Genomic DNA, 12,470 nt, shown 5'->3' with positions numbered 1-12,470 from the left:
GATCTACCAGGAGTCCCGTTCCCGTTATCCAGCAGGGGTTGACCCGCCGATCACAGCCCTAACGCAACGGCGTTGACATCCATGTTCGAGCGTGATCTTGGGGATAACGGCGCGCACCGAACGCCTGTGTGGTGACGGTGGTTATCCACAGGGGCAGCGTGACGCGGGGGTTTTCGGCCAGCCTGAAGCCCATGCCGAAGGTTCCTCGCCGGCCCCCGCAGTTGCGAGGTCGAGTCTTCCGTGGCTCAACCGCCGTCTCGCGAGGCCTACTGACCCGCAATGACCTACGCAGTTCGGCGTGGCGACCGCTCTTCCGCGACGTCTACGCCGATGCCCAGGTCACAGTCACCCACACCGTGAGATGCGCCGCCATCGGACGCTGGTTGGTCCCGCCCGGTGCGGCCATCGCAGGGCGCGCTGCCGCCGGTCTGTACGGGTGCGCCGAGCCGCTCGCGAACGAGCCGGTCGACGTCCTGGTTCCCGCCGCCACCCGGATCGGCCCGACCGCCGGCATCCGGGTCCACCACGGAGAGATCGATCCCGGCGATACCGCGGACCGCGCTGGGGTCAGGGTGACCAGCCCGGCGCGTACGTGCTGGGACCTGGCCCGTTGGCTCGACGTGATCGAGGCGGTGGTCGTCATCGACGCCATGCTGGCGAGGCGGCAGACCGCTGTGCCTGCCCTGCGCGAGTACGCGCTGAGCCGGGCCGGACGACGCGGCTGGCGGTCGCTGCTACGCGCGGTCGACCTGGCCGACGCGGGCGCTGAGTCCCCCCAGGAGTCCCGGACACGGGTGCGGCTGGTGTTGGCCGGCCTGCCGAGGCCGGAGACGCAGTGGGTCGTGACCCAGCAGGGCCGATTCGTGGCGCGACTGGACCTCGCCTGGCCACAGTTCAAGGTCGCGGTGGAGTACGACGGACTCTGGCACGACGACCCCGAGCAGTTCCATCGGGACCGCCAACGCCTCAACCGACTGCTCGGCGGCGACTGGATCGTGCTCCACCTGACCGCCAGGCGTCTCCGGGAGGACTTCGACGGGTTCCTCGCCGAGGTTCGAGCCGCCCTACGAGCACGCTCACGTTTCCCCCGCTGACGATGATCGCGCTCGAACATGGAAGTAGTGGCCTCCCCGTCGAGGGAGGCCACTACTTCCTGGATCTAGCACGATCATGAACCGGCGAGGCCCGCGCGGACGGGCGTGGGCGGCGGGCTTGTCAGGCGGCGGGGAGGTACTTGGCCAGGTCGTCGAGGATCTTGTTGGCGGCGCCGACGCCGATGCCGGTCATCCAGACCTCGTCGGAGACGGGGTACGCCTTGCCGGCCTTGACGGCGTTGAGGCCCTTCCAGAGCGTCCCACCGGCGACCTTTGTCTGCTCGGCGGCGGCCTTGTCGCCGTACGCGGTCACGAAGATGACGTCACCGTCGACCTCGTTGATCCGCTCGGGGCTGACCAGGTCGAAGCGCTTGTCCTCCTTGTTGGCGAGCAGCTGCCGCTCGGGGCGACCCAGGCCGGTGTCGCCGATGACGATGCCGGAGAACGAGTCGGGGCCGTACACCCGGATGTTGCCGGGCAGGAACCGCACGATCGACACCTTGCGCGCGGCGGCGTCGCCGAGCGTCGCACCGAAGTCCTTGGCCCGCTTCTCGTAGGTGGCGAGCAGATCCTTTGCCTGCTGCTCACGGCCGAGCGCCTTGCCGTCGAGGAGAAGGTTGTCCTTCCAGGTGATGCCCACCTTGTCGGTGAACACGGTCGGCGCGATGGCGGCCAGCTCGTCGTAGAACTTCTCCTGGCGGAACTTGCTGCCGAGGATGAGGTCCGGCTTCAGCGCGTTGATCGCCTCCAGGTCGGGCTCGGTGAGCACCCCGACCTCCTTGATGCCGGCGAGCTTGTCCGCGCCGAAGTAGGTCGGCCAGCTCTTCGCCTCACCGGCGGTGGCGGCGCCGACGGGCGTGATGCCCAGCGAGAGCGCCGTGTCGATCTTGTCGGTGTCGAGCACGACGACGCGCTTGGGCTCGGCCGGGACCTTTGTGGTGCCCATGGCGTGGCTGATCTCCCGGGTCTCCCCGGCGGTGGTGCCGGCGACCGGGTCGCTCTCACCGCAGGCGGTGAGTCCGACGCCGAGGGCGGCGGCCGCGGCGAGAGCGGCGACGAGACGACGCATCAGAGTCCTTTCGAGGGGTACGAGCCGGCGAGCGGGTTGGCCGCGTCGCCGGTGGCGGGCCGGGCGTCCGGTGCGGACGCCGTCGACGAAGAGGGGTCTTGCGCGCCGGCGGACGCGGCGACCGGGCCACCCGCGCCACCCGGCGAAGCGGCCGCGCCGGCAGCGGGCGGGGCGGCGTTGCCCGCGGCAGCGGGCGGGGCGGCGTTGCCCGCGGCAGCGGGCGGGGCGGCGTTGCCACCGGTGTACGCGGGCACCACCAGCGGTGCGCCGGTCACCGGGCAGGGCACGACCACGCAGGCCAGCCCGAAGACGTCGCCGACCAGGTCGGCGGTGAGGATCTCCCGGGGCGGTCCGGCGGCGACCACCGCGCCGTCGCGCATCGCGACCAGGTGGTCGGCGTAGCGGGCGGCCTGGTTGAGGTCGTGCAGCACGGCGACCACGGTGCGACCCCGCTCGGAACGCAGCCGGTGCAGGAGATCCAGTACCTCCACCTGGTGGGCCAGGTCGAGGAAGGTGGTCGGCTCGTCCAGCAGCAGTGCGTCGGTGTCCTGGGCGAGGGTCATGGCGATCCACACCCGTTGCCGCTGACCGCCGGAGAGGCTGTCCACCGGCCGGTCGGCCAGGTCGGCGACGTCGGCGAGGGCCATCGCCTGGTCCACCGCCGCGCCGTCCTCCGACGACCACTGCCGCCACCAGCGCTGGTAGGGCTGCCGGCCACGGCCGACCAGGTCTGCCACGGTGACGCCCTCGGGCACCAGCGGGCTCTGCGGCAGGACGCCGAGGCGGCGGGCGACCTCCCGGGTCGGCAGGTCACGGATGGCGGTGCCGTCCAACAGGACCGTGCCTCGGCGGGGGGTGAGCAGCCGGGCCATCGTTCGCAGCAGGGTGGACTTGCCGCACGCGTTGGGTCCGACGATCACGGTGAACGCGTCGGTGGGCAGGTCGAGGTCGAGCCCGTCGAGCACGGTCCGCTCGTCGTAGCCGGCGACCAGGTCGCGGGTGGAGAGCATCACACGACTCCTTGGGGGGTCACGACGACCGCCGTCGGCCGCGCAGCAGCAGGAAGATCAGGTACGGGCCGCCGATCGCGGCGGTCAGCACACCGGCGGGTAGTTGGGTGGGTGCGAACAGCCGCCGGCCGGCCAGGTCGGCCAGCACCAGCAGGAGCGCGCCGAGCAGCGCCGCGCAGACCAGCGGTGGTCGTTCGGCGCGTACCAGCCGTCGGGCCACCTGCGGGGCGACCAGGGCCACGAAGTCGACGGCGCCGACCTGGGCGGTGACCATCGCGGCGACGAGCACGCCGGTGCCGGCGAGCCCGATCCGGCGGGCCACCGGGCGCAACCCGACGCCCCGGGCGGTGTCGTCGTCCAGGGCGGTGCTGTTCAGCGCCCAGCCGGCCCAGGCCAGCACCGGCAGCAGCACCAGCAGGGTGCCGGCGATCCAGGCGGCCTCGGTCCAGCCCTTGCCGGCCAGGGTGCCGATCAGCCAGATCTGCGCGCGCAGCCCGTCGATCGGGTCGGCGGTGAGCATGACCACCTCGGTGAGCGCCCGGAAGCCGAACGCGACAGCCACCCCGGCGAGCACGAACCGCTGCGCGGCCAGCCCGTGTCGGGCGCCGAGGGCGAACAGCAGCACCGCCGCGAGCAGCCCGCCCACCAGCGCGGTGGGCGCCACCAGCACCGCGGCCATTCCGCTGGTCAGGGCCACGGTCGCGGCGAGGCCGGCGCCCTGGGTGATGCCGATGACGTCGGGGCTGGCGAGCGGGTTACGGGCCACGCTCTGGATCAGCGTGCCGGCCACGCCGAAGGCGGCGCCGGCCACGGCCGCCAGCACGACCCGCGGCAGCCGAAGATCAAAGACCACGAGGTCGTACGGGGTGCCGGCACCGGAGAGGGCACGCAGCACGTCCGCCGGGGCGACGTACGGGGTGCCCAGCGAGAGGCTGAGCACGACGGCCAGCAGGAGCAGCACGGTCAGCACGGCGGCCACCAGGACCGCGCGACGGCGGATCAGCAGGCTGACCGGGCCGATCCGCAGCAGCGAGCGCCCGGGCAACCCGGCACGGGCGGCGCCGACCGAGCCGGCGTCCGCGACGGCGGACGTGTCAACGGGGCCGGAGGGATGGCGGGTGGTGGTCACGCGGTCACCACCCGGGCGCGGCGGACCAGCACGGCCAGCAGTGGCGCGCCGATCAGCGCGGTGACGATCCCGGCCGGTATCTCGCCGGGCGGGGCGACGAGCCGACCGACGATGTCGGCGGCGAGCAACAGCGCCGGCCCGAGCAGGGCGGAGACGGCGAGGGTCCAGCGGTGGTCCGCGCCGACCAGGGCGCGCGCCAGGTGCGGCACGGCCAGCCCGACGAACGCGACAGGGCCGGCGGCGGCCACCGCGGCGCCGGTCAGCAGCACGGCGGCGAGGCCACCACCGATGCGGACCAGGCCGATCCGGTGACCGAGCCCACGGGCCACGTCGTCACCGAGGGCCAGCGCGTCGAGACCGCGGGCCACCACTGCGGCCAGCACCAGGCCGGTGAGGACGAAGGGCAGCACCTGGGCGGCGACCGACAGGTCCCGGCCGGCCAGCCCGCCGACCACCCAGAAGCGGTACTCCTCGAAGGTCCGGGCGTCGATGCTGAGCAGCGCGTACACCCCGGAGGCCAGGCTGGCGTCGAGCGCCGCGCCGACCAGTGCGAGGGTGACCGGGCTGGCGCCCTCGCGGGCGCGGGTGGCGACGGCGAAGACCAGCAGCCCGGCGATCAGGGCTCCGCCGATGCCGAACCAGACGTACCCGGCGAGCGTGCCGACGCCGAACACGGAGATCGCGAGGACCACCCCGAACGACGCGCCCGCGCTGATGCCGAGGATGCGCGGCTCGGCGAGGGGGTTACGGGTGAGCGCCTGGAACAGCACTCCCGCCACGGCGAGCGCGAGCCCGACGGCGAGGCCGAGCGCGGTCCGTGGCATCCGCAACTCACGGACGATTGTGCTGGCGTCGCCGCCGTCCGGCGCGACGAGCGCGTGCCAGACCTGGTCGACGCCGAGTTGTCGGCTGCCGAGCGCGAAGCTGGCCAGCACGGTGAGCAGCAGCACCAGCGCGGCCCCGACGGTGACGGCCACCCGGCGGCCGGTCCGGGTGCCGGACCGGCTGCGGGCCGGGGCCGGCCGGGCGACGAGGGTGGTCACGAGTCTCCTGCAGGTTCGCGCTTAGGTTCGCCTAACCTTAGCCGAGCTGCGGAAAGGGGGCTAACCGGCCTCTGTCGATGCCGTCCCGGGTCCCTCCGGCCCGCCCGCCGAGCCACCGTCCCCGGCCGCCGCGCCACCGCCTGGCAGCACTGTCAGCGGTCGCATCATCTCGTTGTCCTCGTGCTCCAAGAGGTGGCAGTGCCAGGCGTAGCGACCCGGCAGGTCGAAGCGCGCCTTGATCCGGGTCGCCTCCCACGGGTACGCCAGCACCGTGTCCATCCGCCCCCGGTCCCCCGGGCCGGGCTGCGCCAGACCCGAGTGCCCCCGGCCGAGCACCTCGAACTGGACCTGGTGCAGGTGGACCGGATGCACGTGTCGGGTGAAGTTGCGCACCTCCCAGATCTCGGTGTCGCCTAGGATGGGCTGCTCGGTCACCGGGTCGCTCCAACGCAACGGCAGGCCCCGACCACGCTCGTCGAGGACGCCCAGCAGCATCGCCATCGACCCGTCGGACATCCGCTCGTTGAGCGACAACCGGCGTACCCGCTGGGCCGGGCCGAGCCGCGGGTGCGCCGGTAGCCGCAGCTGCTCCGGTGGCACGCTCGGGTCCGCGCTGGCCGCTTCGGTGACCACGAAGCGCAGCACCTGGCCGGTGGTGTGCGGATCGGCGGGATCGAAGTCCACCCCGGGCCGACCGCCTGCGTACATCCCGTCCGGCCCTTCGTTGACGAGGTACAGCTCGGTGCCGGCCGGCACGTTGCTGAAGTCGACGATCGCGTCGACCCGCTGGGCCGGGCCGAGGGTCACCCGCTCGTGCGGCACCGGCTCGGGCAGGAGACCGCCGTCGCTGCCGATCTGCCAGACCGGCAGCACCGGCCGGGCCGGCCGCGCGGTGGCGTGGGAGACCACGCTCAGCAGCAGGAACCGACTGTTACAGCCGTTGAGCAGCCGGAACCGGTAACGGCGACGCTGGACCGTCAACGTGGGCCAGGTGCGGCCGTTGACCACGATTGCGGAGCCGGAGAACCCGGACACCCACACCGGTGGCCCGTCGCCGCCGGCGGAGTACCGCTTCGGGTAGCGCAACTCACCCTCAGCGGTGAAGCTGCGGTCCTGGATCATCAGCGGGATGTCGTAGTACGAGGCGTTCGGCGGATCGTCGCGGGTCGGCGCCGGGCCGGGCAGCGCTTCCTCCGGCAGCTCGTCCCCACCGCCGAGCAGATAGAACCCGGCGGCCCCGGCGTAGACGTTCTCCCGGGTGAGCCCCAGCGTGTGGTCGTGGTACCAGAGGGTGCAGGAGCGCTGGTCGTTCGCGTATTCGAAGGTGGCCGAACCGGGTGCCCAGCGCAGGCCGGAACCCTCGGCGAAGCGGGACCGGAACTCGCGGTACGCGCTGCCGGTCACGGCGAAGTCGGACGGGATGTCGCGGGCCACCGGCAGGTACCACGCCTCGGAGTGTCCGTCGCTCTCCTGCGTGCTGTGCCCACCGTGCAGGTGCACCACCTGGGGCACCGGACCGCGATAACCCTGCGGGCTGCCGTCCCACTGCCCATGGCGGTCCCGGTGCTCGATGCCACCGGCCGGGTTGGCCCAGTGCAGGGTGGGGTCCACCGGCAGCAGGTACGGCAGGTAGTCGCCCCGGTCGTCGACGAGCTGGTTGACCCAGGTCACCCGTACCGGGTGGCCGACCCGCGCCATGATGGTGGGCGCCGGGTAACCGAAGCTGCCGGGGTGGGCGGTGGAGCCGTAACCCCACACGGTGGTGCGCGGCCACGACGGCGGCAGGATCTGCTGGCGGAACTGTCGTACCGCGATCACGTACTCGTCCCGCTCCGGTCCGGTCGCCACGGCCGGCATGGCCGGTGGGATTCGCAGCGGCGTGACGTACTTCGGGATCTCGCGAGCGTCCAGCAGCGCCGCCGCCGCGGCGGCGAGCGCCCGGCCCGACGCCGTCCCGCCCGCCGGGACCAGCACCGCGGCGCCGCCGACGGCACCGGCCGCGAGCATCTGTCGTCTGGTGACCATGCCGCACCTCCCAATCACTCCGAACCTCGGTATGAGAATGAGATTCGCAGACGATGACAGGGCGGACAGATGGCAGATGACACCCAGAAGAGGAAGATTCGCGCCATAGGGTGTGGACATGCGATTCGACCAGCACACGGTCGTCCTGCTGACCCGGCCGTCGGACCCGCCGGAGCTGCCGCAGGACGCGATCGACCGGCTGCGGGACGCGCACCTGGCCCACCAGGCGGGCCTCGTGCAGCAGGGGCTGGTGCTCGCGGCCGGGCCGTTCCTGCACCCCGACGACGACGAGCTGCGGGGTTTCGTGGTGCTGTCCATCGCGCCGGACGAGGCACGTGCGCTCTTCGCCAACGACCCGGCCGTGCGGGCCGGTCGCCTGGTCGCGCGGGTCACGACGTGGCTGCTTCCCGAGGGCAACCTGCGGTTCGAGAGCGTGCCGGTGCCGCAGTCGATGCTGGAGGCGGCCGCCGGGGACTGACGCCAGGCCCGGTCAGCCGGCCGCGCCGCTCCCGGCCTCCGTCGACAGCTCGCCGAGCGGGACCACCCGCAGGGCCTCCATCGGACCGACGATCACCAGCAGTTCCGGGAAGTGGTCCCGCAGCACCTGCCGGCACCTGTCACAGGGCGCGACGACCTCGCGGCCACGGTCGGCGACCGTGACGATCGTCTCCAGCGCCGTGACGCCCTGCGTGGCGGCCGTGCCGATCACGACCAGCTCGGCGCAGGCCCCTCCGGTGGCGTGCCGGACGTTCACGCCTGTGAAGACCCGGCCGTCCGCGGTCCGGGCCGCCGACGCGACCGTGTGGTGCTGGCTGCGGCAGCGCAGCTTGGAGACCGCCATGGCGGCCTGCACCAACGCGCGGTCGGTGTCACGCATCTCCATCCCGGCTCCCCCAGCGCTCGACGTCGGCCGCCAACTCTAGGGGCCCGCTCGGGGCCGTCGAGGGACGGGAGGTGGCCGTCGGAGAGCCGGCCGCCCGGTAACCCGGGGGCGGTGCGCCGCCGGGCTGCCTATCCTTGGGCACGACATGCAGAATCCAACCGCCTCCGTCGCGTCCGACCCCGTTCGCGAGCTGCACCGCCGCCTGACACCTCTGATGTTCCGCGACCAGCGCCGGCTCCAGCGGCGCCTCGACGGTGCCCGCAAGCTGCGCGACCCGCAGCGTCGGGAGGCGGCGCTGACCGAGATCACCGCCGACCTGGTCCGGGCCGAGCAACGGCTCGCTGCCCGCCAGGCGGCGGTGCCCGTGATCACGTACCCGGTGGGTCTGCCGGTCAGTGAGCGCAAGGACGACATCGCCGCCGCCATCCGCGATCACCAGGTGGTGATCGTGGCGGGCGAGACCGGCTCCGGCAAGACCACCCAGATTCCCAAGATCTGCCTGGAGTTGGGGCGCGGGGTGCACGGCCTGATCGGGCACACCCAGCCCCGGCGGTTGGCCGCCCGCACGGTGGCCGACCGGATCGCCGACGAGCTGGGCACCGAGTTGGGCGACGTCGTCGGTTACAAGGTGCGCTTCACCGACCAGGTCAGCGAGCGCAGCCTGGTGAAGCTGATGACCGACGGCATCCTGCTGGCCGAGTTGCAGACCGACCGGATGCTGCGCCAGTACGACACGTTGATCATCGACGAGGCGCACGAGCGCAGCCTCAACATCGACTTCATCCTCGGGTACCTGCGGGAGCTGCTGCCCCGACGACCCGACCTCAAGGTGATCATCACCTCGGCGACCATCGAGACCGACAGGTTCGCCCGGCACTTCGCCGGCCCGCCCACGGCCGACGAGCCGGAGGGCGCGCCCGCGCCGGTGGTCGAGGTGTCGGGGCGCACCTATCCGGTGGAGGTGCGCTACCGGCCCCTCGTCGAGCTCGCCGAGGGCGAGGAGGACGGCGACGGTGACGAGGAGAACGTCCGCGACCAGATCCAGGCGATCGGCGACGCCGTCGAGGAACTGGCCGCCGAGGGTCCCGGCGACATCCTGGTCTTCCTCAGCGGTGAGCGGGAGATCCGGGACACCGCCGACGCGCTCGGCAAGCTGGTGCAGACGAAGCGCTCGCTGCTCGGCACCGAGATCCTGCCGCTGTACGCGCGGCTGTCCAGCGCCGAGCAGCACCGGGTCTTCGCCGCGCACTCCTCGCGCCGGGTGGTGCTCGCCACAAACGTCGCGGAGACCTCGCTGACCGTGCCCGGGATCAAGTACGTGGTGGACCCGGGCACCGCCCGCATCTCCCGCTACTCCAGCCGCCTGAAGGTGCAGCGGCTGCCGATCGAGCCGGTCTCCCAGGCGTCGGCCAACCAGCGCAAGGGCCGGTGTGGCCGTACGTCGGACGGCATCTGCATCCGGCTCTACGACGAGCAGGACTTCCTGTCCCGACCCGAGTTCACCGACCCGGAGATCCTGCGGACCAACCTGGCGTCGGTCATCCTCCAGATGACCGCGATCGGGCTCGGCGACCTCGCCGCGTTCCCGTTCATCGACCCACCGGACAAGCGCAACATCACCGACGGCGTCAACCTGCTGCACGAGCTGGGCGCGTTGGACCCGACCGAGGTCGACCCGGCGAAGCGGCTCACCGCGCTCGGCAGGCGGCTGGCCCAACTGCCGGTCGACCCGCGCCTGGCCCGGATGGTGGTCGAGGGCGAACGCAACGGATGCGCCACCGAGGTGCTGGTGATCACCGCCGCGCTGTCCATCCAGGACCCGCGGGAGCGGCCGGCCGAGAAGCAGGCCCAGGCGGACCAGGCGCACGCCCGGTTCGCCGACAAGGAGTCGGACTTCGTCGCCTACCTCAACCTGTGGCGTTACCTGCGTGAGCAGCAGCGGGAGCTCTCCTCCAGCGCGTTCCGCCGGATGTGCAAGGCGGAGTACCTGAACTACCTGCGGATCCGCGAGTGGCAGGACATCGTCAGCCAGCTGCGGCAGGTGCTGCGTACCCCGGCCGACGGTGACCGGCGTGGTGGGCGGCCGGCGCGCGACGCCGCCGGCGACGCGGACGCCGGCCGGGGTGCGGGCCGCCGGGGTGGCGCGGACCTGCCGGAGGAGATCGACACCCCGAAGGTGCACCAGTCGCTGCTGCCCGGCCTGCTGTCGCACATCGGCCTCAAGGACGCCCAGAAACACGAGTACCTGGGTGCGCGGGGCGCGAAGTTCGGCCTCTTCCCCGGATCGGCGTTGTTCAAGAAGCCGCCGCGCTGGGTGATGGCCGCCGAGTTGGTGGAGACCTCCCGGCTGTGGGGCCGCATCGCCGGCCGGGTCGAGCCGGAGTGGGTCGAGCCGCTCGCGCAGCACCTGGTCAAGCGCAGCTACAGCGAACCGCACTGGGAGAAGAAGCAGGCCGCGGTGATGGCCTACGAGAAGGTCACCCTGTACGGCGTCCCGCTGGTCAGCGCCCGCAAGGTCAACTTCGGGCGGATCGACCCGACGCTGAGCCGGGAGCTGTTCATCCGGCACGCCCTCGTCGAGGGCGACTGGCAGACCCACCACCAGTTCTGGACGGACAACAAGCGGCTGCTCGCCGAAATCGAGGAGTTGGAGAGCCGGGCCCGACGCCGGGACATCCTGGTCGACGACGAGACCATCTTCGGCTTCTACGACCAGCGGATCCCGGCCGACGTGTCCTCCGGCCGGCACTTCGACAGCTGGTGGAAGAAGACCCGCCGGGAGCAACCCGACCTGCTCACCTTCACCCGCGACCTGCTGGTCAACGACGGCCAGCCGGGGGTGGACGAGGACGACTACCCGGACGAGTGGCAGGCCCACGGGGTGAGCCTGCCGCTGACCTACCGGTTCGAGCCGGGCACGCCTGACGACGGCGTCACAGTGGACATCCCGTTGCCGCTGCTCAACCAGGTGCCGGCGGAGAGCTTCGACTGGCAGGTGCCGGGGCTGCGCGAGGAGACGGTGATCGCGTTGATGCGCTCGCTGCCCAAGGCGATCCGTCGCAACTTCGTCCCGGTGCCGGACTACGCCCGGGCCGCCCTGGCGGCGATCACTCCCGGCGAGGAGTCGCTGCTGGACGCGCTCACCCGGCAGCTGCGCCGGATGACCGGGGTGACAGTGCCCCGCGACGCCTGGGAGCCGGGCAAGCTCCCGGCGCACCTGCGGGTGACCTTCCGGGTCCTCGGCGACGACGAGAAGCCGGTCGCCGAGGGCAAGGACCTGCCGGCCCTGCAACGTCAGCTCCGCCAGGAGGTACGCCAGGTGGTGGCGGCCGCCGCTCCGGAGGTGGCCCGGACCGGGCTGCGCGAGTGGAGCATCGGCACGCTGCCACGGACCATCGAGCAGGTCCGGGCGGGGTACGCGGTCACCGCGTACCCGGCGCTCGTCGACGAGGGTTCGACGGTCGGGGTGCGGGTGTTCGACTCCCCCGCCGAGGCGGAGGCGGCGCACTGGGCCGGCACCCGCCGGCTGCTGCGGCTCACCGTGCCGTCCCCGGCGCGGTTCCTGCAGGGACGACTCGACAACGAGGCGAAGCTGGCGCTGAGTCGCAACCCGCACGGCGGCGTCCAGGAGTTGATCGAGGACGCGGCGGGCGCGGCCATCGACCGGCTGATCGGCGCGGCCGGCGGCCCGGCGTGGGACGCCGACGGTTTCGCGGCCCTGCGCGAGAAGGTCCGCGCCGACCTGGTCGACACAGTGGTCGAGGTGATGGACCGGGTCCGCAGGGTCCTGGCCGCCGCGTACGCCGTCGAGCAGCGGCTCGGCGCGACCCGGAACCTCGCCGTGGTGGCGGCGCTGGCCGACATCCGCGGCCAGCTCGCCGGGCTGGTGCACGCCGGCTTCATCACCGAGACCGGGTACGCGCGGCTGCCCGACCTGCTGCGCTACCTCACCGCCATCGAACGTCGACTGGAACGGTTGGGCGGCAACCCGCAGCGGGACCGCCAGCAGCAGGACCGGATCGCTGTGGTGCAGAAGGAGTACGCCGACCTGCTCGCCAACCTGCCGCCGGCCCGCCGCCAGGAGGCGGCCGTCCGGCAGATCCGCTGGATGATCGAGGAGCTGCGGGTGAACGTGTTCGCCCAGGCGCTGGGCACCCCGTACCCCGTCTCCGAGCAGCGGATCTACCGGGCGATGGACGACGCCGAGGGCCGCTGAC

At 72.5% G+C, this 12,470-nt stretch carries 8 protein-coding genes and 1 pseudogene; 3 read left to right on the top strand and 6 right to left on the bottom strand.

Annotated features, from left to right (window positions below; all coding sequences use genetic code 11):
* Positions 1-191 precede the first annotated feature (191 nt).
* A complete protein-coding gene (locus tag ACLQ3B_RS29725; protein ID WP_425784000.1) occupies positions 192-1,094 on the top strand; it encodes an endonuclease domain-containing protein in 903 nt (300 codons plus the stop codon).
* Positions 1,095-1,215: 121 nt separating this feature from the next.
* On the opposite strand, the gene ACLQ3B_RS29720 is transcribed toward ACLQ3B_RS29725, so the two are convergent.
* From ACLQ3B_RS29720 to ACLQ3B_RS29700, 5 genes and pseudogenes are all read right to left on the bottom strand, one after another.
* Positions 1,216-2,163 carry an ABC transporter substrate-binding protein gene (locus ACLQ3B_RS29720; protein ID WP_425783999.1) on the bottom strand — a complete coding sequence of 316 codons (948 nt, stop codon included), beginning with the start codon at positions 2,161-2,163 and terminating at the stop codon, positions 1,216-1,218.
* 239 nt (positions 2,164-2,402) lie between these two features.
* Positions 2,403-3,173 (bottom strand): annotated as a pseudogene (locus ACLQ3B_RS29715) (ABC transporter ATP-binding protein); the annotation flags it as partial.
* A gap of 19 nt (positions 3,174-3,192) precedes the next feature.
* Positions 3,193-4,302 (bottom strand): FecCD family ABC transporter permease, encoded by a 1,110-nt coding sequence (locus ACLQ3B_RS29710; protein ID WP_425783998.1) that lies wholly within the window; start codon positions 4,300-4,302, stop codon positions 3,193-3,195.
* Positions 4,299-5,345 (bottom strand): FecCD family ABC transporter permease, encoded by a 1,047-nt coding sequence (locus ACLQ3B_RS29705; RefSeq protein ID WP_425783997.1) that lies wholly within the window; start codon positions 5,343-5,345, stop codon positions 4,299-4,301. Before ACLQ3B_RS29705 ends, ACLQ3B_RS29710 begins: the two co-directional genes overlap by 4 nt.
* 60 nt (positions 5,346-5,405) lie before the next feature.
* Complete coding sequence (locus tag ACLQ3B_RS29700) at positions 5,406-7,370, bottom strand: multicopper oxidase family protein (RefSeq protein ID WP_425783996.1); 1,965 nt, start codon at positions 7,368-7,370, stop codon at positions 5,406-5,408.
* 118 nt (positions 7,371-7,488) lie between these two features.
* On the opposite strand from ACLQ3B_RS29700, the gene ACLQ3B_RS29695 reads away from it, so the two are divergent.
* The gene (locus tag ACLQ3B_RS29695; protein ID WP_425783995.1) at positions 7,489-7,848 is read left to right on the top strand and encodes a YciI family protein; all 360 of its coding nucleotides are present in this window, start codon (positions 7,489-7,491) and stop codon (positions 7,846-7,848) included.
* A gap of 12 nt (positions 7,849-7,860) precedes the next feature.
* Here ACLQ3B_RS29695 and ACLQ3B_RS29690 read toward each other — a convergent pair whose 3' ends face one another.
* Complete coding sequence (locus tag ACLQ3B_RS29690) at positions 7,861-8,253, bottom strand: cytidine deaminase family protein (protein WP_425783994.1); 393 nt, start codon at positions 8,251-8,253, stop codon at positions 7,861-7,863.
* A gap of 145 nt (positions 8,254-8,398) precedes the next feature.
* Between ACLQ3B_RS29690 and hrpA the strand changes: the two genes are divergently transcribed.
* A complete protein-coding gene (gene hrpA / locus ACLQ3B_RS29685; RefSeq protein ID WP_425783993.1) occupies positions 8,399-12,469 on the top strand; it encodes an ATP-dependent RNA helicase HrpA in 4,071 nt (1,356 codons plus the stop codon).
* The last annotated feature ends 1 nt before the right edge of the window (position 12,470 follow it).

It is taken from the genome of Micromonospora sp. DT53, from assembly GCF_049841535.1.
Lineage (GTDB): Bacteria > Actinomycetota > Actinomycetes > Mycobacteriales > Micromonosporaceae > Micromonospora.
Note: the sequence above shows the minus strand (reverse complement) of the source record. Positions and strands in the feature narration are given on the sequence as shown.

Excerpts from the sequence above, each read along its gene's own strand:
- ACLQ3B_RS29725 (WP_425784000.1), top strand. The coding sequence starts at position 192 with ATGCCGAAGGTTCCTCGCCGGCCCCCGCAGTTGCGAGGTCGAGTCTTC.
- ACLQ3B_RS29720 (WP_425783999.1), bottom strand. The coding sequence starts at position 2,163 with ATGCGTCGTCTCGTCGCCGCTCTCGCCGCGGCCGCCGCCCTCGGCGTC.
- ACLQ3B_RS29700 (WP_425783996.1), bottom strand. The coding sequence starts at position 7,370 with ATGGTCACCAGACGACAGATGCTCGCGGCCGGTGCCGTCGGCGGCGCC.
- ACLQ3B_RS29695 (WP_425783995.1), top strand. The coding sequence starts at position 7,489 with ATGCGATTCGACCAGCACACGGTCGTCCTGCTGACCCGGCCGTCGGAC.
- ACLQ3B_RS29690 (WP_425783994.1), bottom strand. The coding sequence starts at position 8,253 with ATGGAGATGCGTGACACCGACCGCGCGTTGGTGCAGGCCGCCATGGCG.
- hrpA (WP_425783993.1), top strand. The coding sequence starts at position 8,399 with ATGCAGAATCCAACCGCCTCCGTCGCGTCCGACCCCGTTCGCGAGCTG.